23 protein-coding genes and 1 tRNA gene are annotated in these 23,191 nt (G+C 61.9%); 17 read left to right on the top strand and 7 right to left on the bottom strand.

Annotated elements, in window-relative coordinates; genetic code table 11:
- Positions 1 to 20: 20 nt before the first annotated feature.
- The 4 genes from GHT07_RS01345 to yedA all read right to left on the bottom strand — a co-directional run bounded on the left by GHT07_RS01345 (position 21) and on the right by yedA (position 4,440).
- Positions 21 to 1,343, bottom strand: coding sequence for a TldD/PmbA family protein (locus GHT07_RS01345; RefSeq protein WP_153583248.1), 1,323 nt, complete (start codon positions 1,341 to 1,343; stop codon positions 21 to 23).
- On the bottom strand, positions 1,343 to 2,794 hold the full coding sequence (locus GHT07_RS01340; protein WP_153583247.1) for a TldD/PmbA family protein: 1,452 nt from the start codon (positions 2,792 to 2,794) through the stop codon (positions 1,343 to 1,345). Before GHT07_RS01340 ends, GHT07_RS01345 begins: the two co-directional genes overlap by 1 nt.
- Positions 2,795 to 2,895: 101 nt before the next feature.
- Complete coding sequence (locus GHT07_RS01335) at positions 2,896 to 3,381, bottom strand: SWIB/MDM2 domain-containing protein (RefSeq protein WP_153583246.1); 486 nt, start codon at positions 3,379 to 3,381, stop codon at positions 2,896 to 2,898.
- Between the two features lie 135 nt (positions 3,382 to 3,516).
- Positions 3,517 to 4,440 (bottom strand): drug/metabolite exporter YedA, encoded by a 924-nt coding sequence (gene yedA / locus GHT07_RS01330; protein ID WP_153583245.1) that lies wholly within the window; start codon positions 4,438 to 4,440, stop codon positions 3,517 to 3,519.
- A gap of 90 nt (positions 4,441 to 4,530) precedes the next feature.
- On the opposite strand from yedA, the gene GHT07_RS01325 reads away from it, so the two are divergent.
- A complete protein-coding gene (locus GHT07_RS01325) occupies positions 4,531 to 5,025 on the top strand; it encodes an Lrp/AsnC family transcriptional regulator (protein WP_153583244.1) in 495 nt (164 codons plus the stop codon).
- Complete coding sequence (rraA, locus tag GHT07_RS01320; RefSeq protein ID WP_153583243.1) at positions 5,022 to 5,522, top strand: ribonuclease E activity regulator RraA; 501 nt, start codon at positions 5,022 to 5,024, stop codon at positions 5,520 to 5,522. Before GHT07_RS01325 ends, rraA begins: the two co-directional genes overlap by 4 nt.
- Here rraA and GHT07_RS01315 read toward each other — a convergent pair.
- Positions 5,500 to 6,423, bottom strand: coding sequence for a DMT family transporter (locus tag GHT07_RS01315; RefSeq protein WP_153583242.1), 924 nt, complete (start codon positions 6,421 to 6,423; stop codon positions 5,500 to 5,502). The two genes, rraA and GHT07_RS01315, sit on opposite strands and share 23 nt — an antisense overlap.
- Positions 6,424 to 6,458: 35 nt before the next feature.
- On the opposite strand from GHT07_RS01315, the gene GHT07_RS01310 reads away from it, so the two are divergent.
- The 15 genes from GHT07_RS01310 (at position 6,459) to GHT07_RS01240 (ending at position 21,446) form a co-directional block, all read left to right on the top strand.
- The gene (locus GHT07_RS01310; protein ID WP_153583241.1) at positions 6,459 to 6,875 is read left to right on the top strand and encodes a gamma-glutamylcyclotransferase family protein; all 417 of its coding nucleotides are present in this window, start codon (positions 6,459 to 6,461) and stop codon (positions 6,873 to 6,875) included.
- 230 nt (positions 6,876 to 7,105) lie between these two features.
- Positions 7,106 to 8,431, top strand: a complete 1,326-nt coding sequence (gene aceA / locus GHT07_RS01305) for an isocitrate lyase (RefSeq protein WP_153583240.1) — start codon at positions 7,106 to 7,108, stop codon at positions 8,429 to 8,431.
- Positions 8,432 to 8,563: 132 nt separating this feature from the next.
- Entirely contained in the window at positions 8,564 to 8,758 is a 195-nt protein-coding gene (locus tag GHT07_RS01300; protein WP_153583239.1) for a hypothetical protein, read from the top strand.
- Positions 8,759 to 8,953: 195 nt separating this feature from the next.
- Positions 8,954 to 10,861 (top strand): threonine--tRNA ligase, encoded by a 1,908-nt coding sequence (gene thrS / locus GHT07_RS01295; RefSeq protein ID WP_153583238.1) that lies wholly within the window; start codon positions 8,954 to 8,956, stop codon positions 10,859 to 10,861.
- Positions 10,862 to 10,936: 75 nt separating this feature from the next.
- Positions 10,937 to 11,551, top strand: coding sequence for a translation initiation factor IF-3 (infC, locus tag GHT07_RS01290; protein WP_323740745.1), 615 nt, complete (start codon positions 10,937 to 10,939; stop codon positions 11,549 to 11,551).
- A gap of 131 nt (positions 11,552 to 11,682) precedes the next feature.
- Positions 11,683 to 11,886, top strand: coding sequence for a 50S ribosomal protein L35 (gene rpmI, locus GHT07_RS01285; RefSeq protein WP_153583236.1), 204 nt, complete (start codon positions 11,683 to 11,685; stop codon positions 11,884 to 11,886).
- A gap of 27 nt (positions 11,887 to 11,913) precedes the next feature.
- Complete coding sequence (rplT, locus tag GHT07_RS01280) at positions 11,914 to 12,273, top strand: 50S ribosomal protein L20 (protein ID WP_141511532.1); 360 nt, start codon at positions 11,914 to 11,916, stop codon at positions 12,271 to 12,273.
- Between the two features lie 111 nt (positions 12,274 to 12,384).
- Positions 12,385 to 13,443, top strand: coding sequence for a phenylalanine--tRNA ligase subunit alpha (gene pheS / locus GHT07_RS01275; RefSeq protein WP_153583235.1), 1,059 nt, complete (start codon positions 12,385 to 12,387; stop codon positions 13,441 to 13,443).
- A 114-nt stretch (positions 13,444 to 13,557) separates the two neighbouring features.
- On the top strand, positions 13,558 to 15,975 hold the full coding sequence (gene pheT, locus GHT07_RS01270) for a phenylalanine--tRNA ligase subunit beta (RefSeq protein ID WP_153583234.1): 2,418 nt from the start codon (positions 13,558 to 13,560) through the stop codon (positions 15,973 to 15,975).
- Between the two features lie 38 nt (positions 15,976 to 16,013).
- Entirely contained in the window at positions 16,014 to 16,343 is a 330-nt protein-coding gene (locus GHT07_RS01265) for an integration host factor subunit alpha (RefSeq protein ID WP_153583373.1), read from the top strand.
- A 168-nt stretch (positions 16,344 to 16,511) separates the two neighbouring features.
- Positions 16,512 to 16,961 (top strand): MerR family transcriptional regulator, encoded by a 450-nt coding sequence (locus tag GHT07_RS01260; RefSeq protein WP_153583233.1) that lies wholly within the window; start codon positions 16,512 to 16,514, stop codon positions 16,959 to 16,961.
- A 64-nt stretch (positions 16,962 to 17,025) separates the two neighbouring features.
- A tRNA-Pro gene (locus GHT07_RS01255) sits at positions 17,026 to 17,102 on the top strand.
- 146 nt (positions 17,103 to 17,248) lie between these two features.
- The gene (locus GHT07_RS01250; protein ID WP_323740727.1) at positions 17,249 to 18,139 is read left to right on the top strand and encodes an adenylate/guanylate cyclase domain-containing protein; all 891 of its coding nucleotides are present in this window, start codon (positions 17,249 to 17,251) and stop codon (positions 18,137 to 18,139) included.
- A 19-nt stretch (positions 18,140 to 18,158) separates the two neighbouring features.
- Positions 18,159 to 19,283 (top strand): type VI secretion system-associated FHA domain protein, encoded by a 1,125-nt coding sequence (locus GHT07_RS01245; RefSeq protein ID WP_153583231.1) that lies wholly within the window; start codon positions 18,159 to 18,161, stop codon positions 19,281 to 19,283.
- 33 nt (positions 19,284 to 19,316) lie between these two features.
- Positions 19,317 to 21,446: a serine/threonine-protein kinase gene (locus GHT07_RS01240; protein WP_323740726.1), complete on the top strand. Its 2,130-nt coding sequence runs from the start codon at positions 19,317 to 19,319 to the stop codon at positions 21,444 to 21,446.
- A gap of 15 nt (positions 21,447 to 21,461) precedes the next feature.
- On the opposite strand, the gene GHT07_RS01235 is transcribed toward GHT07_RS01240, so the two are convergent.
- Together GHT07_RS01235 and GHT07_RS01230 are read right to left on the bottom strand one after the other, a co-directional pair.
- Positions 21,462 to 22,007, bottom strand: coding sequence for an NUDIX hydrolase (locus GHT07_RS01235; protein ID WP_153583230.1), 546 nt, complete (start codon positions 22,005 to 22,007; stop codon positions 21,462 to 21,464).
- Between the two features lie 39 nt (positions 22,008 to 22,046).
- Positions 22,047 to 23,099, bottom strand: coding sequence for a TRAP transporter substrate-binding protein (locus GHT07_RS01230; RefSeq protein ID WP_153583229.1), 1,053 nt, complete (start codon positions 23,097 to 23,099; stop codon positions 22,047 to 22,049).
- Positions 23,100 to 23,191: the final 92 nt, after the last annotated feature.

Below are 23,191 nucleotides of genomic sequence, written 5' to 3'. Positions count from 1 at the left end.
CTGGCGGTAGCCGGCGCGGTTCAAAGTGCGAACCGGAAGCCTTCCACGATGGCCCCCGGCGCCGTGATGCTCGACAGCTGGCGGCTGCCGTAGCTGCTGCTGTCCGGCGCGATCTCGGCGTCTGCCGTGAGCGCGACCAGGCCCGGCCCGAACATGCGCAGGAACGAATCGTCAAACCGCATGACGGAGATGGGCGCCACGAGCTCGCCGTTCTCGACCCAGAAGCACGCAAAGCGCGTCATGCCCGTCATGCGGCAGGCGGCGCGGTCGCTGTAGTTCAGGTAATGCAGGTTGCTGATGTACACGCCGGTGCCAAGCGTCTTCAACACGTCTGACTCAGGCAGCGAACCTGGCGCCATCGCGAGTGACTCGGGCGACTCGTAGGCTTGCGCGCCGGTTGCCGTCTCACCGTATTCCTTCGCGCTGCGCGGCGAGTTGAGTGTGCCCGCCGGGCGGCCCGCTTCAACGAGCTTGACTGCATCGGGCTTGACGAAGCCGTCTTCCTGGAAGCGCGGCGCGGTGCCTGCGCGAACGGCTTCGGTCAGCGTGACTTCCGGGCTGAGCTGGGCCTCGCCGCGATGCAGCTGCATCAGCGTGCTGACGCCCGTCTTCAAGGCCTTCAGGCCGAAGCCGCCCCATGACAGGGTGCCGATCAAATCCGACACAGCGACAGGCGTGAAGTACACGCGGTACTCGCCTGGCGTGAGTGTCTTGAGCGGCCGCGCGAGGAGCTCGACCTGTTCACGCCCACGCGCCATCTTGCGCGCGAAAACGCTCTCGTCCCAGTTGGCGCCGGCGTAGGACAACTTCACGGCCTGGTCTGCCTGGCGGTACAGGCTCCATTCGAAATGGAAGCTCGCCACGCTGTGCCAGTTGCGCTGGCCGCGGCTGTCGGCATAGCCACGAATGACAGGGCCGCCCGCGTAGAGCCCGACAAGATCGGTGCCTGCGGCATGTTGCGCCACGGCGTCGATCACCTGGGCAGGTGTGGGTAGCTCGGCTTGCGACGAACGGGTGGTGGACGTCACGGTGTCGGGCAGCAGCAGGTACTTGTCTTCGGGCACGAGCGGCAGTTGTTGGATGAGCGCGGCTCGCTCGGCGAGAAGCGCCGCGATGTCTGCCGTGGCATCGCCACTCAACGTGACGCTACCGGTCGAGCGCCGCTGGCCAGCGACGACCGAGACAGACGCAACGCGCTGCTCGACGTGCGTGGCTTGTCGCACCAGCGCGTGGTTGAAGCGGATGAAGTCGGTGGTCTCTGCGGAGAACGACAGGCTCACCAGGTCTGCGCCCGTCGTTGGCGTGCAGACGGCCGCGGCAATTTGTTCGAAGTAATCCTGCATCACTTGGCTCCTCCGAAGACGGAGATGTTCGTGAACTTGCAGGCGGGTGCTGCATGGCCCACGCGGATGACCTGGTTGGGTTCGCCCTTGCCGCAGTACGGCGTGCCCATCACTTCGAAGGTGGAGGCGTCACCGACCATGGCGAGTGAGCGCCAGAAGTTGGCGGAGATGCCGCGGTAGCCCGGGCGCTTCACGACTTCAGCGAGTTTGCCTTTGCGGATCACTTGCCCGTATTCGCAGCCGAACTGGAACTTGTTGCGCGAATCGTCGATGCTCCACGAGGAGTTGGTGCGCATGAGCACGCCGTATTCGATGCTCGCGATCATTTCGTCGAGCGTCGAGTTGCCGGCCTCGATGTTGAGGTTGCTCATACGGTCGATGGGCGGGCGGTTCCAGCTGCACGAGCGGGTGGTGGAGACGCCTGCCACGCTGCTGCCGAGAGCCCGTGCGCGTGCTTGCGACACCGTGCCGCCGAGTGGTCGCATGAGCTTGCCTGCACGGATGATCCACTGGCGCTCGGCGGCAGCGCCGTCGTCGTCGTAGGCGAACGTGGCGAACTGCGCCTGCACGTCGGGCGCGTAGGTCACGTTCAGCAGCGAGCTGCCGTACTGGTAGGTGCCGAACATGTCGAGCGTGACGAAGCTCGTGCCCGCGTAGTTACGCTCGTCGCCCAGGATGCGGTCGAGCTCCAGCGGGTGGCCGATGCTCTCGTGGATCTGCAGCATCATCTGGTCGGGCATGAGCAGCACGTCCATCTCGCCTGTGGGGCAGTTGGCTGCGTTCACGAGCTCGATGGCTTCACGTGCGACGCGTGCGCCGTCATTGGCAAAGCCCGCACGGTCGAGCACTTCGAATCCGCCTTGCTGGCAAAAGCCGTTGTATTGGCCTGCGGACGAGCGTGTTTGTGTGTCGCCATTGGCCGATGCCACGACCGTGAGGCCGGGCACCATGAAATTCCAGGATTGTTCGGCGCGGCCGCCGTCTGACGTGATGAGCAGTTGTTCGGTGGTGGTGGTCCAGATGGACGCTGCGCGATCCACAATCGCGGCGCCGAGGTTGGCGCTGGCGCAGACGCTTTGCACGAGCTCGTATTTTTCGGCGAGGGAGACGTTGTCGGCGGGCTTGCTGTTGGGCGAGTGGTAGGCGCCCTTGGGCTGCGGCATCTCGACTTTGCGGTAGTCAAACACGGTGTGTTTGGCGCTCGCTTGTGCGAGGGCAGTTGCGTTGTCGAATGCGCGGCGCAGGCCAGCTTCAGAGGTGTCACTCGTTGCGGCATAGCCCAGGCCGCCGTCTTTGATGACGCTGACCATCACGCCGGCATCGCGCGAGCGCATGGGCGCCTCGGCTACGTCGTCGCGAACGCTGATGCGCTGCGTGGTTTCGCTGACGCTGCGAACTGACCAGTAGTCCGAGCGCGGCGCTGTCTTTCGTGCGATCGATTCAATGTCCATGGTGGGTACAAAGTAGGTGGATGAAAAACGCCGGTCGAAACCGGCGGCGGGGGAAAACAAAAGGGCCGGTGTGAACCGGCCCTTTTGATGTCGAGTCAAACTTACTTGACGTGCTTGCCGATCAGGCCAGCCATCTCGAACATGGAGACCTGTGCCTTGCCGAAGATTTCCTTCAGCTTGGCATCGGCATTGACCATGCGCTTGTTGACCGAATCCTGCAGCTTGTTCTTCTTGATGTAAGCCCACAGCTTGCTCACGACTTCCGTGCGGGGCAGCGGAGCGCTGCCAACGACGGCAGCGAGTGCTGCGCTGGGCGTCAGGGCCTTCATGAATGCAGCGTTCGGCGTGCGCTTCTTAGCAGGAGCCTTAGCAGCCTTCTTGGCAGGTGCAGCCTTCTTAGCAGGTGCTGCCTTCTTGGCGGGAGCCTTTTTAGCAGCAGCCTTCTTCGCGGGAGCAGCCTTCTTTGCAGGAGCCTTCTTCGCGGGAGCGGCCTTCTTTGCAGGAGCCTTCTTGGCCGGTGCGGCCTTCTTCGCGGGAGCAGCCTTCTTTGCGGGCGTCTTCTTCGCAGCTTTTTTCGCAGTTGCCATGATCATTTTTCCTTCTAGAAGTTGATTTACCACCAGAGGCACGGATTGCTCTCCTCCGGCACTGCGGATGCTACTGGAGAAAAAACGCGTTTCCAAGCGAAAAATCGCTTTTTTCGCTGAGCGGTGTCGTTTTTTTTACTTGGGATTCGAGGCTGTTTTCCCTCTGAAGATCAGGAAAACGCCGGCAACGATCACGCCGCAGGCAATCCATTCGCCCGCAGCGACGTGCTCAGAGGCGAGCACAACGCCGAGAAACAGTGCGATCACCGGGTTCACAAACGCATAGCTCGTTGCCACGGCGGCAGACGAATTGGCGAGCAGGTACAGGTACGCACTGAACGCAATCAGCGAGCCGAACACCACGAGATACAGCCATGCAAGCACGGCTTGAGGCTGCGCCGGCCACACCGGGTTCTCACCCATCGCGAGAGAAAGCAGCATCAACATCGCGCCACCACACAACATTTCACTTGCAAAGCCCATCGCACCAGGCGCCAGGCGAAACTTGTTGGTCGAGAGTACGGAGCCGAGGGACCAGGCCAGCGTTGCGCCCGCAACGGCGGCGACGCCAACTGGCGATGCAGCGAAACTCGTCCCGCGGACCAGCAACACCACACCCGCTACCCCGACGGTCATGCCGACGAATTCGAGCCGGCCTGGCCGTTGCCCGAACATCAAGCCCCATCCGCACGTCCACATTGGCGTGACGGCGATGAAGGCGGCGACCAGGCCGGAACCGATGGTCTGCTCGGCAGTGGCGCACAGGCCCATGCCGCCACCGAGCATCAGCGTGCCGACGATCAAGGCATTGCGCCACTGCGTGCGATCAGGAAAAACGCAGTCGCGGCGCGCTCGCCTGGCTGACCACATCTGCCAGGCGAAGAGCAATGCACCGGCTGTCAGGAACCGCGTTCCCATCTGGAAGAAGGGTGGGAAGCTTTCAAGCGCGTAGCGGATAGCGAGATACGTGGAGCCCCAGATCAGGTAGCAGGCAAGCAGCGCTGGCACGACCAGCGATGCCCGGCTGGCGGCAGGTGGTGGGATCGTGGCGCTTTGCATGGGGCAAATCGTAGTGACTCTGATGTACGCTTTCCATGCATGATTGAAGGTCGAGTGGGCCAATGACCTTGTTTTTGAAGGAAGAACAGCATGTCAGCAGAGATTTCCGGTGTCGACGCGCACGACGGGCGCATCCTGGCCGAATTGCAGCGTGACGCACGCATTTCGATGGCTGAACTGGGCCGGCGCGTGCACCTGAGCCAGCCGGCGGTGACCGAGCGAGTGCGCAAGCTCGAACTCAACGGTGTGATCAAGGGGTACCGGGCCGTGGTGGACTACTCACGGCTGGGCTACGGCATTCGCGCGATCGTGCGCGTGGGGCGTGTCGAGTACGCACGTGTGGTGAAGCTGATCGAGCAGACGCCCGAAGTGGTCAACGCGTTCAATGTGACCGGTGAAGACAGCTGGATCCTGGAGATCGCGGTGATCGACGTTGAGCATCTCGACGCGGTCGTGACGAAGTTTTGTATCCTCACCGAAACATCCACTTCGATCGTGCTCAACATGCCGCGTGAAAACGCTTCCGTGCTGCCCGCGCGACGCGAGAACATCAAACCTGCCATCAAGAAGGTCACCGGAAAATGACGACGCCCACTTTTGCCACCTGCGACTTGTGCGACGCACATGAGGCCGACACGTCCGGCGCATTTCGCGTGCTGCCGCCCGTCTTCCGCGACTTTGGCGCAACCGGGCGCTTCAGCGGACAGGTGGCCACCGTCCGCAGCCTCGAAGACAACTCCCGCATCCGGGAGGCCGTCGCAACGCCGGGTGATGGGCGTGTCCTGGTGGTCGAAGGCGGGGGTTCGTTGCGCTGCGCGCTGGTCGGCGGCAACCTGGCCGCACTGGCAGCGAAGAATGGCTGGGCCGGGATCGTGGTGGATGGGGCTGTGCGAGATCTCGCTGAGCTGACAGCAGCGGGTATCGCGGTGAAGGCGCTCGCACTGATGCCCATGCGATCCGTCAAGCGCGGCGAAGGGCAGGCGGGCTTGCCTGTCGTGATTCAAGGTGTGACTGTCAGGCCCGGTGACTGGCTCTATGCCGACGAGGACGGTATCGTCGTCAGCGACCGGCCGTTGACTTGACAGGCATCGTCGCCAGCACCACGCCTGCGAGTGCGAGTGCAAATGCCGCGAACTGCAGCCCGCTGAGCTGCTCGTCGAGCACGAACACGCCGACGAGTGCAGCCGATACGGGCAGCATCACGGTAAACACACCTGCCTGAGACGCGGGCACGCGCTTGAGGCCCGTCATCCAAAGCCACACCGTCCAGACACTGGCAGCCAGCGAATAGAACAGCAGCAGCAGCCATGTGCCGGTGCGTATGGCGCTGAAGTCGAAGCTCAGCGCTGTGTAGATGCCGAATGGTGTGACGAGCAGGAAGCCCCAGAGGTTGATGAGCGACGTGATCCGCTTGGGGCCCAGCGCGCCTGTGAGCTTTTTGCCGATGACCGCGTACGAGGCCTCACAGATCACGGCGCCGAAGACCAGCAAGTTACCGAGCCAAGCCTGGTTGAATGCGCCTGCACCGGTTGGGCCGTGTGATGGGCTGCCAGATACCGCAAGCAAGGCAATGCCTGTGGCTGCGCATGCAATCGCGCCCCAGGTCCGCGAGGCAATTCGCTCCTGCAGGAATAGCCGGCTCAGCAGCGCCACCACTGCCGGGATCGAAGCCATGATCACGCCGGCAGCGACCGCGCTGGTCATGCTCACGCCGAAGAGCATGCAGATCGAAAACAGGAAGTTGCCCAGGAACGATTCGAGAAAGAGCAGGCGCCGAGTCTGCCCGGTGAGCGCACCTTCATCATGTGGCTTGCGCAGCCAGTGCAGCATCGCCAGGCCGCCGATGCCGAATCGCAACCAAGCCAGCAGGAAGACAGGAATCGCTGCGACCAGGGGCTTGGACAGGGCGACGTAACTGCCCACGAGCGACATGCTCAGGGCCAGGCACGCATAGGCGGCAAGTCGCTGGGCGGCCGGCGTCATTGAGAATGGAGTGCTGGATTCAAAACGGGGGAATCATGCCCGAAGGCTTGCAGCGCTACGTCTTTGTCTATGGCACTTTGCGCCGCTCAGGGCGCAATGACATCAATCGGCTCGAACCCACGCCCCAGTTCATCGGCATGGGCGCGGTAAGAGGGCGCTTGTATCACATCGACTGGTACCCGGGCCTCACGTTGGGCAGTGACGAGGCGGTCGATGTAGTGGGCGAAGTCTATGCAATCGAGCCGGCGCTCGAAGCGCTGCTTGATGGCTACGAGGGCATCGAGTCTGGCCTGGATAGCGAGTATTTCAAGCGTGACCTCGAAATCGATGTGGATGGTCGCGCCTACCCATGCCTCGTCTACGAAGCCAACCCGGCGTTCGTGCGCGGCAAAACGCTCATCGGACACGGTGACTGGATCCTGTTTTCATCCGGCGCGAATTCAATTTCATGATGTGGAATTGATGGATGCTGCACTGCGCCATAATTTCTCAATACGAGAAATCGAATGTCACATTGCGAAATGAAGTCCGTAAGCCTTTGATTTTGCTTGAATAAATATTTGTCTTCTATAAGACATAAGAGCTTCACAAACTCTTCTACAAGACTTAAAGTTCAATCACTGGCTCAGGGCTTGCATTGCATCCCGGGCCAACCGCTTACCAACAAACCGGAGTGAACTACATGACGAACTGGACCCATCTCACGCGTGAACAGCAGATTGCCCAGCTGGAAAAAGACTGGGCAGAAAACCCCCGCTGGAAAGGCATCAAGCGCGGCTATTCCGCGGCTGATGTCGTGAAGCTGCGCGGATCGATCCAGATCGACCACACGCTCGCCAAGCGCGGAGCTGAAAAGCTCTGGAACCTGATCAACACCGAGCCGTTCGTCAACACGCTCGGTGCGCTGACGGGCAACCAGGCCATGCAGCAGGTCAAGGCTGGCCTCAAGGGCATCTACCTCTCCGGCTGGCAGGTCGCAGGTGACGCGAACAGCAATGGCGAGATGTACCCCGACCAGTCCCTGTACTCGGTGGACTCGGTGCCGAAGGTCGTCAAGAAGATCAATGCCACCTTCGCACGCGCTGACCAGATCCAGTGGAGCGAAGGCAAGGGCCCGGGCGATGAGGGCTATATCGATTACTTCGCGCCTATCGTGGCGGACGCAGAAGCCGGCTTCGGCGGTGTGTTGAATGCGTTCGAACTGATGAAGGCCATGATCGAAGCGGGTGCCGCCGGCGTGCACTTCGAAGACCAGCTGGCATCCGTCAAAAAGTGTGGCCACATGGGTGGCAAGGTGCTGGTGCCGACACGCGAAGCCAACGCCAAGCTCATCGCAGCTCGTCTGGCCGCCGACGTCATGGGCACGCCCACGATCTTGCTGGCTCGCACCGATGCGGAAGCCGCTGACCTGGTAACGGGTGATGTGGACGACAACGACAAGCCTTTCCTCACGGGCGAGCGCACGGTCGAAGGCTTCTATCGCACCAAGAAGGGTCTGGGCCAGGCCATCAGCCGCGGCTTGGCATACGCTGAGTACGCCGACCTGATCTGGTGTGAGACGGGCACGCCGGACCTGAAGTTCGCCAAGGACTTCGCCGATGCGATCCATGCGAAGTTCCCGGGCAAGCTGCTTGCCTACAACTGCTCGCCGTCGTTCAACTGGAAGAAGAACCTCGACGACGCCACGATCGCGAAGTTCCAGAAGGAACTCGGCGCGATGGGCTACAAGTTCCAGTTCATCACGCTGGCCGGCTTCCACAGCCTGAACCATTCGATGTTCGAACTCGCGTATGGCTACGCACGTAACAACATGACGGCCTTTGTCGAGCTGCAGCAGAAGGAATTCGCCGCTGCCGATCGTGGGTTCACCGCTGTGAAGCACCAGCGCGAAGTGGGCACCGGTTATTTCGACGCCGTGACGACGACGATCGAAGCGAATGCCTCGACCGCTGCCTTGAAGGGTTCCACGGAAGACGAGCAGTTCTTCGACGACAAGAAAGCTGCTTGAACAAGCGGTGAAAGTTCACGCTTGATCGAAAAGGGGCCAGTCGGCCCCTTTTTTCATGGTCGCTTTTCCGCTTGCCGCGCCCGCTTTCGCCCGCTAGAGTTGGCTCACCTTATCTGGAACGGGACGGACCCCATGAGCGCTGGCAATGAAAAGACGGGTGTGTTCGACGCTTCAAAGTTGAATCAGACCAAATGCCCCGACTGCTCAGGGACCGGCGAGCTGCGTATCGACAGCGAGAATATCAACGAGAATTTCGAAGTCGAGAAGCAGACCATCATCACGCCATGCACCCGCTGTGGCGGCTCGGGCTTTCTGGCGCAGGGTTAGAATCAAGCACAGGTTTCAATGCAAGCAAGAGCGAGAAAGGCACCCCGGTTATGACACCGCGAACTACCCTGGAAGGTTTGACGGCCCGTTGAGGTCGTGCAGTCGCGTGCCCTGAGTTCTTCACTGAAACCCAAACAAAGCGCGGCTGACGACCGCGCTTTTTTGTTTTCCGTTTTCCGCTTTGGACAGAACATCATGATTCAAGTCACGCTCCCAGACGGCTCCTGCCGCGAGTTTCCCGGCCCTGTCACGGTTGCTGAGGTCGCCGCTTCCATTGGCCCCGGTCTTGCCAAGTCGGCATTGGCTGGCAAGGTGGACGGCAAGGTCGTCGATACCAGTTTCACGATCGCCAAGGACAGCCAGCTTTCCATCGTGACGGCCAAGGATGCCGAAGGCCTCGAGGTGATCCGCCACTCCACGGCGCACCTGCTCGCCTATGCCGTGAAGGAGTTGTTCCCCGAGGCGCAGGTCACGATCGGCCCGGTGATCGAGCACGGGTTCTTCTACGATTTCTCGTACAAGAGGCCCTTCACGCTGGACGATTTGGCCGCGATCGAAAAGCGCATGACGGAGCTAGCTGCGAAAGACGAAGTGATCACGCGGCGCGTGCTGCCGCGCGACGAGGCCGTCGCGTACTTCAAGGCAATGGGTGAGAACTACAAAGCCGAGATCATTGCGAGCATCCCCTCGAACGAGGACGTGTCACTCTACCGTGAAGGTGGCTTCGAAGACCTTTGCCGCGGCCCTCACGTCCCCAGCACGGGCAAGCTCAAGTTCTTCAAGCTGATGAAGGTGGCGGGCGCCTATTGGCGTGGCGACCATCGCAACGAGATGCTCCAGCGCATTTACGGCACCGCCTGGGCGACGAAGGACGAGCTGCAGAAGTACCTCACGATGCTGGAAGAGGCTGAAAAGCGCGACCACCGAAAGCTCGGGCGCGAACTGGATCTTTTCCACATCGATGACGTCGCGCCCGGCGTTGTCTTCTGGCATCCGCGTGGATGGGCTGTGTGGCAGGCAGTCGAGCAATACATGCGGAACGTGTATCGCACGACCGGTTACCAGGAAGTAAAGGGCCCGCAGTTGCTGGACAAGAGCCTGTGGGAGAAGACGGGCCACTGGCAGAACTACCGCGAGAACATGTTCACGACGGAAAGTGAAAAACGCGACTACGCCTTGAAGCCGATGAACTGCCCCGGCCACGTGCTGATCTTCAAGTCGGACATGCGCAGCTATCGTGACTTGCCGATCCGCTACGGCGAATTCGGCCAGTGCCACCGTAATGAGCCGAGCGGGGCGCTGCACGGCATCATGCGGGTGCGTGGCTTCACGCAGGACGACGGTCATATCTTCTGCACCGAAGACCATATCCTGGAGGAGTGCGTCGCTTACACGGCGCAATTGCAGGCCGTGTACAAGGACTTCGGATTCACGGAGATCCTCTACAAGGTTGCCACGCGTCCCGAGAACCGTGTCGGCTCCGACGAGTTGTGGGACAAAGCCGAATTCGCCGTGATGGAGGCGCTGCGCCGCTCGGGCGTTGAGTTCGTGATTTCACCGGGCGACGGCGCGTTCTATGGACCGAAGATCGAGTACACCTTGAAGGACGCCCTCGGTCGTCAGTGGCAATGCGGCACGATGCAGGTCGACTTCAATACGGCTGAGCGGCTTGGCGGCGAATATGTGACGGAAACGAGTGGCCGGGCTCACCCTGTGATGCTGCATCGCGCGATCGTCGGCAGCTTTGAGCGATTCATCGGCATGCTCATCGAACACCACGGCGGAGCGTTGCCGGCATGGCTGGCTCCGGTGCAGGTGGTCGTGCTCAATATTACGGATTCACAGGCCGATTACGCCCGTGAAGTGGCCAAAACGCTGCAAAATCAAGGGCTTAGGGTTGAGGTCGACCTGCGCAACGAGAAAATTACGTATAAAATACGAGAGCATTCGATGCAAAAGCTGCCGTACATCCTTGTCGTAGGCGATAAGGAGATGGCAGCAAAATCTGTCGCAGTGCGCGCCCGGGGAAACCAGGACCTCGGTGTGATGCCCTTGGACGACTTCGCAAGAAGGATCGCCGAAGACATCCGCAACAAGAGCTGACTCTCACTAATGAGGCTGCAACCGGCGCGAATTGAGGCACTGTCGCTACTATTTTTGTAGCTAACGATTTGAAGGATTGAGACCATCGCTACTGACTTTCGCGACCGCCGCCAACGCGAGGAACGCAAGCACCGCCTGAACCGGGAAATCATGGCCCCGGAAGTACGTTTGTCCGGACCTGAAAACGAGCCTTTGGGCATCGTAAGTCTGTCCGAAGCGCTGCGCATGGCAGGCGAGGCAGACGTCGATCTGGTTGAAATTGCCGCAACAGCCAATCCGCCGGTTTGCCGGTTGATGGACTACGGCAAGTTCAAGTACCAGGAGCAGAAGAAGGCGGCTGAAGCGAAAGCCAAGCAGACAGTCATCGAGATCAAGGAAGTCAAATTCCGGCCAGGCACCGACGACGGTGACTACAACATCAAGATGCGCAATATCAAGCGCTTCCTGGCTGAAGGCGACAAATGCAAGATCACGCTGCGATTCAGGGGGCGGGAGATCACGCACCAGGAAATCGGGATGGCTTTGCTGAACCGTATTCGCGATGAATTGGGCGACTTGATCGTGGTCGAGCAGTATCCCAAGCTCGAAGGCCGGCAGATGATCATGATGATCGCGCCAGGCAAGAAGAAAGTGGCTGCAAAACCTGCAGCCGAGCAGACGCAAACGGCTTCACAGTCGACGTCTGCTTGAATGGATAAGGCCCCTCACGGGGCAGGATCACCGCTTCTTTGGAAGCGTTGAAAAAGAAGTGTCTCGGGGCCAACAAGGCGCGGAAACTCTCCGCGACGCCTCACGAGCACAACGTTAATAGGAGCATGCAAATGCCCAAGATGAAGACCAAGAGCGGGGCGAAGAAGCGCTTCCGCGTTCGTCCCGGTGGGACCGTCAAGCGCGGCCAAGCCTTCAAGCGTCACATCCTGACCAAGAAGACCACCAAGAACAAGCGTCACCTGCGTGGTGCAGTCAATGTGCATGAGACCAATATGGGTCACATGGCGCAGATGCTGCCTTTCGCTGGCCTGTAATCCACCAGACGATCAAGGAGAAACACAATGCCTCGCGTCAAACGTGGTGTAACGGCTCGCGCCCGCCACAAAAAAGTTCTCGCCCTCGCAAAGGGTTTCCGCGGCCGCCGCGGCAATGTCTTCCGTATCGCCAAAGAAGCGGTCATGAAGGCTGGGCAATATGCCTACCGTGACCGCCGTACCAAGAAGCGTGTTTTCCGCCAGTTGTGGATCGCGCGTATCAACGCTGCAGCCCGTGAATGCGGCCTGACTTACAGCCAGTTCGCCAATGGCATCCGCAAGGCTGGTATCGAGATTGACCGCAAGGTCCTCGCCGATATCGCCGTGCACGACAAGGCCGCTTTTGCGGGCATCGTGGAGCAAGTCAAGGCCAAGCTGGCTGCTTGAGTTCACGGAGGGTGCCAACGATGACACGCAATGCGTGTCAACAATGACATCCGGTGCAACAACCAAGGACAGGGCTAGGGCCATCAGGCTCTAGCCCTGTTTTCATTTTTCATGACGACCCAAACGAACACCGATCTCGAATCCATCGTCGATAGTGCACGCGAGGCTTTCGCGAAGGCGCACGCGCCGGCCGACCTTGAAAATGCGAAGGCGCTCTTCATCGGCAAGTCGGGCCGCATCACCGAATTGATGAAGGGCATGGCTGCACTGAGCGTTGACGAAAAGAAGTCACGCGGCGCCGCCATCAACGCCGCAAAGCAGGCCATCGAAGCTGCGCTGAATGACCGGCGCCAGGCGCTTGCCGATGCCGAGCTCGAAGTCCAGCTCAAGGCAGAGGCGCTCGATGTATCTCTGCCGGGCCGCAGGCGTGAACCCGGCGGACTGCACCCAGTCACTGTGACGCTCGAACGAATTGAGCAAATCTTCGCCAGTATGGGTTTCGACGTGGCCGACGGCCCGGAGATCGAGAGCGACTGGCACAGTTTCACGTCCCTGAACAATCCGCCGAACCATCCTGCCCGCTCGATGCAGGACACCTTCTATGTCGACATCAAGGGTGATGACGGCATTGCCTACAACCTGCGGCCCCACACGAGCCCGATGCAGGTTCGCTATGCGCATGCGCACATCAAGAAATACGCCGGCTCGGCTTTCATGCCAGAGATTCGCGTCATTGCACCGGGCCGCACGTATCGCGTCGACAGCGACGCGACGCACTCGCCGATGTTCCAGCAGTGCGAGGGACTATGGCTTGGCGAAAACGTCAGCTTCAAGGATCTGAAAGTCGTATTCACCGACTTTTGCCGCACGTTCTTCGAAAGCGATGATCTTGCTTTGCGCTTCCGCCCGAGCTTTTTTCCCTTCACGGAGCCGAGCGCCGAGATTGACATCCAGTTCCAGAGCGGGCCGCTGGCCGGCAAGTGGCTTGAAGTGGCCGGCTCCGGCCAGGTACACCCGCAAGTCGTGCGCAACATGGGACTCGATCCCGAGAAATTCATCGGTTTTGCATTCGGGATGGGCGCTGACAGGTTGACGATGCTGCGCTACGGCGTGAATGACCTGCGGCTCTTCTTTGAAGGTGACATCCGTTTCCTGCGCCAATTCCGTTAAGTCATGGCCCACCCCCGAAGCGCCTGCGGCGCCTCCCCCTCAAGGGGGCGCCCCCAGCGGACCGGCGAAGCCGGATCCGCGCCGGCCCGCGAAAGACAAACACGACAGTGAACTATGCAATTTCCTGAATCCTGGCTGCGCGAGTTCTGCAACCCGCCGCTTTCAACACAGCAACTGGCCGACACGCTCACCATGGGCGGGCTCGAAGTGGAAGACCTGCGACCTGTCGCGCCGCCTTTCACCAAGGTCTTCGTGGGTGAAATCAAGGAAGCAGTCAAGCATCCCGACGCCGACAAGCTCAGGGTGTGCCAGGTGGATGTGGGGCAGGGCGCGCTGCTGAACATTGTTTGCGGCGCACCCAATGCACGTGTCGGCATCAAAGTGCCGACGGCGCTTGTCGGTGCCGAACTGCCTCCGGGCGACGATGGCAAGCCGTTTCACATCAAGCTTGGCAAACTCCGTGGCGTTGAGAGCCAGGGCATGCTGTGCTCGGCGCGCGAACTGCAGTTGAGCGATGATCATGGCGGCTTGCTTGAGCTGCCCGCCGATGCGGCGGTCGGCGCTGATGTGCGCGAAACGCTGGCACTGGACGACACCTTGTTCACGCTCAAATTGACGCCGAATCTTGCGCATGCGCTCAGCGTTTACGGCGTTGCCCGTGAAATCTCCGCATTGACAGGATCGCCGCTGATGCAGCCCCGGTTTGAAGCAGTCCAACCCGCTCACGATGCGAAACTGAAAGTCACGGTCTCCGCGCCCGACCTGTGCGGGCGTTTCTCGGGCCGCATCGTCCGCAACGTCAATCCAAAGGCGAAATCACCGCAGTGGTTGGTGGACCGGCTGGCCCGTTGCGGTCAGCGCAGCGTGACCGCTCTGGTGGATATTTCGAACTACGTGATGTTCGAATTCGGGCGCCCGTCGCACATCTTCGACTACGACAAGATTCACGGCGCGCTCGACGTGCGCTGGGGCAGGCCGGGGGAATCGTTGAAGCTGCTCAACGGCAATACCGTCACAGTCGATGGCAACGTCGGTGTCATTGCGGATGATGCGCAGGTCGAGTCGCTCGCCGGCATCATGGGTGGCGACGCCACGGCTGTGTCCGACGACACGAAGAACGTCTATGTTGAGGCAGCCTTCTGGTGGCCAAAAGCCATCCAGGGCCGGTCACGCCGCTACAACTTTTCAACGGACGCGGGCCACCGCTTCGAGCGTGGCGTTGATCCGAGCCTGACACTCGAACACATCGAGCACATCACACGCCTGATCATCGACATCTGCGGTGGCGAAGCCGGGCCGATGGACGACCAGGTCACCAGCCTGCCTGAGCGCACGCCAGTCACGCTGCGAGTTTCCCGCGCAGCAAAAGTGATCGGTATGCACGTGACAGAAGCTCAATGCAAAGATGCGCTGGATCGCCTCGACCTGCCTTCGACCAGCAAAGATGGCGTGCTCACCGTGACGCCGCCGCCGTACCGATTTGACATCACGATCGAAGAAGACCTGATCGAGGAAGTGGCGCGAGTCATCGGCTACGAGAAGCTTCCCACGACAGCTCCGTTGGCACCCATCACAGCTCGCATGCAGCCCGAGGCGCGGCGCAGCCGCTTTGCAGTGCGCAGGCTGCTCGCAGCGCTGGGATTCCAGGAGACGATCAACTTCAGCTTCGTCGAAGCGCATTGGGAGAGCGAGCTTGCGGGCAACAGCGACCCGATCAAGTTGCTCAACCCGATCGCAAGCCAGATGAGCGTGATGCGCTCTTCCTTGCTCGGCTCGCTGCTGCAGGTGCTGAAATTCAACCTCGACCGCAAGGCGGATCGCGTGCGCGTGTTTGAAGTCGGCCGCGTCTTTCACCGCGACGCATCTGTCATCACGACCGATATCACCGTCAAAGGTATCCGCCAGCCGATACGCGTAGCGGGTCTGGCCTACGGCGACCCTGATGGACTGCAATGGGCCAGCAGGCGGCCCGGCGTTGATTTCTACGACATCAAGGGCGACGTCGAAGCACTCCTCTCGCCGTTGAAGGCGCAGTTCAAGGCATCGGCGCATCCCGCCATGCATCCGGGCCGCTGCGCGAGTGTGTGGGTCGACGGCACCGAAGTGGGCGTGGTGGGTGAACTCCATCCGCGCTGGCGCCAGAAGTGGGAATTGCCGCACGCGCCGGTACTGTTCGAGCTCGACCTCGACGCCGTCACAGCTCGCCAGGTCGCGTCATTCGAGCCCGTGCCGAAGTTCCAGCCGGCACAGCGCGACATCGCGCTGATCGTCAAGGACCACGTCACGCACGACGCAATCCTGGCCGCCGTGCACCGCGCATCGACGGGCGGCCTGCTGCAGGACGCATTCCTGTTCGACGTGTACAAGCCGAAGCAGGCATCAGCTGGCTTGGGCCTTGACGAAAAAAGCGTGGCGGTCCGCTTGACGCTTTCCAGGGCGGACGCGACACTGACTGATGAGCAGATCGACGCTGCGGTTAAGTCGGTTGTCGACAACGTTGCCGGCCACGTCGGCGCGCGCATGAGGGGATGACGATGGGAGCGTTCAACACATTGCCGCAGGACGACCTCATGGACTTCGCCGTCGAAAGCCTGGAGACGCCCGCACTCACCAAGGCACAACTCGCGGAGTTGCTGTTCGAGCAGATCGGCCTGAACAAGCGCGAGTCGAAGGACATGATCGACGCGTTCTTCGACCTGATCTCCGACAGCCTGGTCGACGGCAAGGACGTCAAGATTTCAGGCTTTGGCAATTTCCAGATCCGCACCAAGGCGCCACGCCCTGGCCGCAATCCGCGCACGGGTGAAGCGATTCCTATTGAGGCGCGGCGCGTCGTGACGTTCCACGCCAGCCACAAGCTCAAAGAGCAGATCCAGGGCTTGGGAGAGGTTGAGCGTTGAGCGTGGAGCGTTGAGCGGGAAAACCAGACTCCACGCCAAACGCCCAACGTTGAACGCTCAACGGCCGTTACCGCTTATCCGTTAAGCAACGCCGTTGCCGCGTGCGCTTTGCGCGCGGGCTTGACTTAGAGTAACCTAGCAGCTTTCTCTCCTACAACATTGATTTCAATGGAGAAAGGCCTCCCCGCCATCCCCGCCAAGCGCTACTTCACCATCGGTGAGGTCAGCGACCTGTGTGGCGTCAAGCCTCACGTGCTACGGTATTGGGAGCAGGAGTTCACACAGCTGCGTCCGATGAAGCGCCGGGGCAACCGGCGCTACTACCAGCACCATGAAGTGCTCATGATCCGGCGCATCCGCGATCTGCTCTACGACCAGGGCTTCACGATCAGCGGCGCACGCAACAAGCTCCAGGAAATCGTTCAGGTCGAGCGCGACAAACGCAAGGCCGGCGAAGTCATGCTCGACGGCGTCGAGGTGATCGAAGTCGATGATTCATCCTTTGAAGACTTCGAGGACAGCGCACCGCCCGACGAGCAGGAACGCGTATCGCAAAAGCTGTTGCTCGTGCGGCGCGAGCTCTTTGAAATCCGCGACTTGCTAAGCGCCACCCACTGATGTCGCACGCTTGAGGCGCAAGTGCCGAAAGCACGTCAGCGGTGGGCTATACTCTTTGGCTTGTCGGCGTGTAGCGCAGCCTGGTAGCGCACTTGCATGGGGTGCAAGGGGTCGCGAGTTCGAATCCCGCCACGCCGACCAATACAGATCGAGGGCCAGCAACCACAAGTTGCTGGCCCTTTTGCTTTTTCCTTTGCACTTGTTTGTCGCTTGTCATGTGCACCGTCGCGCATAAAATCGCGGGCGATGCTGCACGCTCCAAGAACAGAACCAGGGACCACCCACACGTGACTACCGTCGTATTCGCAGACCTGGTTGGCAGCACCGGCATCTTCGAGCGCCTGGGTGACGAAACCGCGGGCCGCTTCGTGACCCAGCTCACCGGCGCGCTCAGCAAGACTTTCGAGCAGCACAGCGGCCGCGTCGTCAAGCTGCTTGGCGACGGCCTCTTCGTTGTCTTTGTGAACGAGGGCGATGCCATCGAGGCATGCGTCTCCATCCAGAAGCGTCTGCAGGAAAAGCCCATTCATCCCGGCGGAACAGGCAACGCAGTGCAGATGCAGATGGGCGTCGAGACCGGAGAGGTCGTGGAGATCGACGGCGACTGTTACGGCGATGCAGTCAACAGCGCAGCGCGCCTTGCCGATCTCGCCGGTGCCGACCAGATATTGACGTCGCAGCGTGTTCGCGATCTCCTGCCCCCCTTGCAGAAAGCGCAGCTGCGCAGCCTGGGCCCGATGTATCTGCGCGGCAAGCAGGAGGTCACCGAGGTCTTTCGCGTCGAATGGGACATTGATCGTGATGCCGATGCCACCGTGATGGGCGTGTCGATGTTGAAGCCCGCGAAAGACGCGTCGCTTGAGATTTCTGCGCTTGGCCAGACGCTGCGCCTGGACACGCGCGGCGACAAGCTCACGCTGGGCCGCGCCACCACTGCATCACTGTCGGTCAACGACTCGCGCGTTTCGCGCGTGCACGCCACCATCGAGTGGCGGGGCGGCCACTTTGTGCTGGGTGATGGCTCGAGCTTTGGCACGTGGGTGTACTTCGGCAACCAGACCGAGCCCGTCGTCTTGCGGCGAACCGAGTGCTACCTGGTGGGTCAGGGACAGATCTCGCTTGGCTGCGAGCGCGAGGCGGAAGAAGCCCCCATGGTGACGTTCTGCGTCAAGGCCTGAGAGCGCAGAACAGGCCGCCATGTCGCTGGAACTGCGCATCGTCGGCCCCAGTCTTGACCTGGTTCGCACGCTCAGTGCAGGCGCTACCTTGCTGCTGGGCCGCGATGCCGAATGCGACGTCTGCCTGCCGGACCCCGAGCGAACCGTCTCACGCAGGCACCTGGCGTTGCGCTGCGAGAGCGGCCAGCTTCACTTTCATGTGGTGTCGGTCGTCAACGGCATCGAGATGTCCTTCGGTGAAGCGCCGCCCGGCGCACGCGGCGTGCTCGCCTTTGGCGATGCGCTGAAGGTGGGCGACTATGTGGTCACGGTGGCGAGCGTGGGGCCCGCCTTCTCGCAGGCGCCGCTTGAATCTGCAGGCGATGCGGCAGACGACTCGGCCGATCCATGGTCCGTGTTCGACCAGCAGGCCGACGGCTCTGGCGCGACCATCCCCCTCAGCGCGGCCCACGCACCGGATGACGACGTGTTCGGCGAATGGGGCTTCGAATCGACCGCTGGGCCGGGGGCCGCTGGCGGCGGCGGCCTGGACGCTTCCAAGCTCGGCGAAGGAAACATCACGTCGTTCTTTCGCGGCCTCGGCATGGACCCGGTCAGCGTCGGCACCCTGACCGAGGGTGAAATCGAAGCGATGGGCCGTCTCGTGCGCACGATGGTCGCCGGCGTACTCGAGCTGCATTCGAGCGCCACGGGCGTCAAGCAGGAGCTGCGTGCAGAAGACCGCACGCGGGTCGCCTCGAAAGACAACAACCCGCTCAAGACCAACTGGTCCACCGAGGTCAAGCTGCGTTACCTGTTTGGCGGGCACGCATCAGCCATCGGTTTTGCGTCTCCCGAGCGGTCGCTGCGCGAACTGCTGGTTGAGCTGATTGCGCACAACGGGGCGAGCGGCGCAGCAGCACGCGCCGCGCTGGAGGCAACGATCAAGGAATTCGATCCCGCTGCGCTCAAGGCAAAGCTGCTGGGCGAGGGCGCCAAGCTCTTCGAAAGCACGCGCGCATGGGAAGCCTATGCACGGCACTTCGAGAAGGAGTCGAAGGACATGGCCAAGTGGACGCAGCGCATGCTCGACAAGTACTTTGCCGACGCTTACCTGCGGGAAAGCCTGCGTATCCGCCGCGAGACACCGCCCCGCGAGCGCTGACGCTGGCGCTGGGGTGCAGGCTAGAATCGCGCCGTGAGTCTCAAGAAGCTTGGCCGCTATGACCTGATTCGAGTGCTCGGCAAGGGCGCGATGGGAATCGTGTACGAGGGAAGGGATCCGAACCTCGACCGCCGCGTGGCCATCAAGACCGTCAAGGTCGAGAACCTCTCCGAAGAAGCAGCAGCGGAATACGAACATCGCTTCCGCACCGAGGCGCGCTCCGCAGCGCGGCTGCAGCACCCCAACATCGTCAGCGTCTACGACTCCGACCGCGACGGCGACATCGCCTTCCTCGTCATGGAGTACATCCAGGGCGACGACCTCAAGCACCACATCGACAAGGGCGTTCGCTACTCGCTCGACCAGTCGCTCAAGATGATCCGCGACCTGCTGTCGGCGCTCGACTACGCGCACAAGCAGGGCATCGTCCACCGCGACATCAAACCCGCAAATTTGCTGATCGAACCCGTGGGCGGGCGGGTCAAGCTCACCGATTTCGGTGTCGCACGCATCCAGGATTCCGGCGAGGCCACGCGCACGCAGGGCAGCATGGTCGGCACGCTGAAGTACATGTCGCCCGAGCAGGTGCAGGGGCAGAAGATCGACTCGCGCGCCGACCTGTTCTCCGTCGGCGTCGTGCTGTATCAGCTGTTGACCGACAAGCGCCCGTTCGACGGCGACAACGACTTTTCGATCATCCACCAGATCATCGGCCACACGCCACCAGCGCCCACGTCGTTCAATCCGCGGCTGCCGGCAGCGATCGATGCGGTGGTCGCCCGCGCACTGGCGAAGAATCGCAACGATCGCTTTGCCACCGCGCGTGATTTCGCTGCGGCGCTGCAATCGGCGATCCGCCGCGCCGAAGACTCAACGGTCGTGCCCCCGGCCGACCCGACGCGGCGCAGCGAAGGCGCGTCCAACATCAATCCGTCCATCGCCAACTCGATGATGACGAGCCCATCGACCGTGACGCAGGAAGTCGAGCTCGTTTACTGGAAAGATATCAAGGACTCGGTTGAACCCGAGGAGTTCGAGAGCTTCCTGGCGAAGTTTCCTGCAGGCATCTACGCTGATCTTGCGCGTCGCCGCCTGCGCAAGCTGACGGGCGCCGCCACGGGCGCAGACAGCACGGTGCTCGGCGGCACACCGGGCGCACTGGCACAGGATCTGGATGCGACACGGCTGCGCACATCGCCCTCGGCGCCGCTCGTGGTGCCAGCCGCGAGCCCGGTCCCGGCAGTTGCCCCGCCCGCCGCTGAGATGCAAGCGGGCCGCGAAGGTCCGCCGTCGGAATCGTCCACTGATTTCACCCGCACGATCGTTGAAGAACGGCAAGAAGCCCCCGCCACCGCGTCCAGCGCCGACTCGACGGGCAGCGTGACGCAGGTGATTGCGCCACCCCCACCGGCTCAGACGCCGCCGCCGGCACCCCCTCCAGTCGCCGTGCCACCGCCACCGCCACCGCCACCGTCCGCTCCGGCGCCTGCGCCTGCGCGCGAGAAGCCGCCCCTTGCCGTGAAGCAGGAGCGCGACAAGCGAATTGCCGAGGTCGCCCCCACGAAGCGGGCGCCCGTCGGCGTGATTGCAGGCGTCGGCGCCGTCGCAGTTGCGGCGGTCGTGGCGTTCATGATGATGGGCAAGGGCGCGCCGCCATCGCCAGAGGTGGCTGCCGCAGCCAGCGCAGCGAGTGCAGCGCCGGCAAGCGCTGCAGCATCGGCCGCCACGCCTGCGGCGTCGACCCCCGCGGTCGCGCTCGTGTCATCGGCTGCGGCATCGGCAGCGACTGCCCAGGCGTCTGGCGCTTCTGCGCCCACAAGCGCCCCTGTTACTGCTGCCTCTGCTGCCAAGGCCGGCGCGTCGGCCGGCAAGGCGAGCGCCGCGCGCAAGGCCGCCAGTGCGCAAAAGGGCGCTTCCGCTGCTTCTGCACCCGACACACAGCGCGCACCCCTTCCGGCGCAGCCGCCCAAAGAGGAAGTAAAGCCGGCACCTGCCCCCGCTCCAGCGACTGTCAGCCCGGTTGACCAATGCGCCGACAAAGTCTTCATGTCGCGCGAGTTCTGCCTGGTCGAGCAATGCGCCAAGCCGGGCACCAGCCGCCATCCGCTGTGCATCAAGCACCGCGAAGACGTGCGCATGCGCGAAGAAAGCAAGATCCGCTAGGGTCTGCGCGAGCCGCTACACCAGGTCGATGTTGTGGACATCGAAGGTGCCGCGCCGGCGGTCCTCGAAGAAGCAGCGCAGTGTTTCAGCCACTGTCTTGAAGGCGATCTCCTCCCACGGGATTTCGCTTTCGGTGTACAGCCGAGTCTCGATGGTTTCCGGCCCCGGGTTGAACTGGTCGCTCAGCAGCCGCGCACGGTAGTACAGGTGGACTTGCCCCACACGCGGCACGCTCAGCACCGACTGCAGGCCTTCCATCTCAAATTGCGCGCCAGCTTCTTCATCAGTTTCGCGCGCTGCGCCTTCGGCGGTGGTTTCGTTCAGCTCCATGAAGCCCGCAGGCAGCGTCCATTTACCCCAGCGCGGCTCGATGTTGCGCTTGCACAGCAACACCTGTTCGCCCCAATACGGAATCGTGCCGACGACGTTCAGCGGATTCTCGTAGTGGATGGTGTCGCAGGCCTGGCAGACCGCGCGCGGATGCGTGTCGCCGTCGTCAGGCACACGGTAGACGACGGCGGCGCCGCAATTGCGGCAATGCTTGATGGGGGCACGGAGCATGCGTCGAGTGTACCGATGCGCCCCGGGCTCAGCGGCGCGTCAGGCCTTTGTTGTCTTCGTGTGCTTTTCGATCAGGCTGCGGGCGGTGTCGAGCAGCTTGCGGCCGTCAAAGCCGCGCTTGTTCATGTCCTCGACCCACTCGACCTCGATCTGGCGCGAGCCGCGGCGGAAGTTCTGCGCCTCTGCTGCGCTCACCGTGAAGATCGTGTTGCCGCGATCAGAAGCAGACTTGCGGCCTGCCGCATCGCCAGCTTGCTGCGTCTTGCCCAGCCAGCCCGATGTCGCCATGCCCGAGTTCGCGTCGATCACCTTCTTCAAGTCCGGCGGCAGCGAGTTGTACTTCGCCTTGTTCATCGCCATCACGAAAGTCGTTGTGTAGAGCGAGCCGCCTGCCGGATCGAATTCGGCGTGGAACTTGGTCAGCTCGTTCACCTTCACCGAAGGCACCACTTCCCACGGAATCACGCAGCCCTGGATCGTGCCCTTGGACAGCGCATCCGGAATCTGCGGCAGCGGCATGCCCACGGGTGTTGCGCCAAGCGCGGCGATCATCTTGTTGACCTGGCGTGTGGGTGCGCGCAGTTTCAGGCCCTTCATGTCTGCCACTGAGCGAACGGCTTTTTCTGCCGTGTGAATCACGCCCGGGCCGTGCACCTGCAGCGCGATGACCTGCGTCTCCTTGAATTCATCGGGTGCCATCGTCTGCACGTATTCCCAATACGCCTTGGACGTTGCCTCGGCATTGGTCATGATGAAAGGCAGCTCGAACACTTCCACGCGCGGGAAGCGGCCGGCGGTGTTGCCGGGCAGCGTCCAGACGATGTCGACGACGCCGTCGCGCGCCTGGTCATACAACTGCACGGGCGTGCCGCCTAGCTGCATGGCGGGATAGCCTTCGAACTTGATGCGGCCGCCCGAGTCTTTCTCGACCTTATCCATCCATGCCTTGTGCATGTTCAGCCAGACGTTGGACGTCGGTGCCATGAACGTGTGGAACTTCAGGGTGACGCTTTGCTGCGCCATGCCCGAGAGCGACGATGCGCCGAGCGCTGCTGCGGCGCCGGACTTCAAAAGGGTTCTGCGTTGGATCATGGTGTAAGCCCTCAGTGGCTGTGTGGAAAGGTGACGATAGCGGCAAATCCGCTGTCCCGGCACCGAGTGAATCCCTTAGGGGCGACAGCCCG

The sequence above is a fragment of the Caenimonas koreensis DSM 17982 genome (genome assembly GCF_009646335.1).
Classification (GTDB): domain Bacteria; phylum Pseudomonadota; class Gammaproteobacteria; order Burkholderiales; family Burkholderiaceae_C; genus Ramlibacter; species Ramlibacter koreensis.
Note: the sequence above shows the minus strand (reverse complement) of the source record. Positions and strands in the feature narration are given on the sequence as shown.

Excerpts from the sequence above, each read along its gene's own strand:
- GHT07_RS01245 (WP_153583231.1), top strand. The coding sequence starts at position 18,159 with ATGTCGCTGGAACTGCGCATCGTCGGCCCCAGTCTTGACCTGGTTCGC.
- thrS (WP_153583238.1), top strand. The coding sequence starts at position 8,954 with ATGATTCAAGTCACGCTCCCAGACGGCTCCTGCCGCGAGTTTCCCGGC.
- rraA (WP_153583243.1), top strand. The coding sequence starts at position 5,022 with ATGACGACGCCCACTTTTGCCACCTGCGACTTGTGCGACGCACATGAG.
- GHT07_RS01325 (WP_153583244.1), top strand. The coding sequence starts at position 4,531 with ATGTCAGCAGAGATTTCCGGTGTCGACGCGCACGACGGGCGCATCCTG.
- GHT07_RS01315 (WP_153583242.1), bottom strand. The coding sequence starts at position 6,423 with ATGACGCCGGCCGCCCAGCGACTTGCCGCCTATGCGTGCCTGGCCCTG.
- GHT07_RS01230 (WP_153583229.1), bottom strand. The coding sequence starts at position 23,099 with ATGATCCAACGCAGAACCCTTTTGAAGTCCGGCGCCGCAGCAGCGCTC.
- GHT07_RS01340 (WP_153583247.1), bottom strand. The coding sequence starts at position 2,794 with ATGGACATTGAATCGATCGCACGAAAGACAGCGCCGCGCTCGGACTAC.
- GHT07_RS01345 (WP_153583248.1), bottom strand. The coding sequence starts at position 1,343 with ATGCAGGATTACTTCGAACAAATTGCCGCGGCCGTCTGCACGCCAACG.
- pheS (WP_153583235.1), top strand. The coding sequence starts at position 12,385 with ATGACGACCCAAACGAACACCGATCTCGAATCCATCGTCGATAGTGCA.
- GHT07_RS01310 (WP_153583241.1), top strand. The coding sequence starts at position 6,459 with ATGCCCGAAGGCTTGCAGCGCTACGTCTTTGTCTATGGCACTTTGCGC.
- yedA (WP_153583245.1), bottom strand. The coding sequence starts at position 4,440 with ATGCAAAGCGCCACGATCCCACCACCTGCCGCCAGCCGGGCATCGCTG.
- GHT07_RS01235 (WP_153583230.1), bottom strand. The coding sequence starts at position 22,007 with ATGCTCCGTGCCCCCATCAAGCATTGCCGCAATTGCGGCGCCGCCGTC.
- GHT07_RS01265 (WP_153583373.1), top strand. The coding sequence starts at position 16,014 with ATGGACTTCGCCGTCGAAAGCCTGGAGACGCCCGCACTCACCAAGGCA.
- GHT07_RS01300 (WP_153583239.1), top strand. The coding sequence starts at position 8,564 with ATGAGCGCTGGCAATGAAAAGACGGGTGTGTTCGACGCTTCAAAGTTG.
- GHT07_RS01335 (WP_153583246.1), bottom strand. The coding sequence starts at position 3,381 with ATGGCAACTGCGAAAAAAGCTGCGAAGAAGACGCCCGCAAAGAAGGCT.
- pheT (WP_153583234.1), top strand. The coding sequence starts at position 13,558 with ATGCAATTTCCTGAATCCTGGCTGCGCGAGTTCTGCAACCCGCCGCTT.
- GHT07_RS01260 (WP_153583233.1), top strand. The coding sequence starts at position 16,512 with ATGGAGAAAGGCCTCCCCGCCATCCCCGCCAAGCGCTACTTCACCATC.
- rpmI (WP_153583236.1), top strand. The coding sequence starts at position 11,683 with ATGCCCAAGATGAAGACCAAGAGCGGGGCGAAGAAGCGCTTCCGCGTT.
- aceA (WP_153583240.1), top strand. The coding sequence starts at position 7,106 with ATGACGAACTGGACCCATCTCACGCGTGAACAGCAGATTGCCCAGCTG.
- rplT (WP_141511532.1), top strand. The coding sequence starts at position 11,914 with ATGCCTCGCGTCAAACGTGGTGTAACGGCTCGCGCCCGCCACAAAAAA.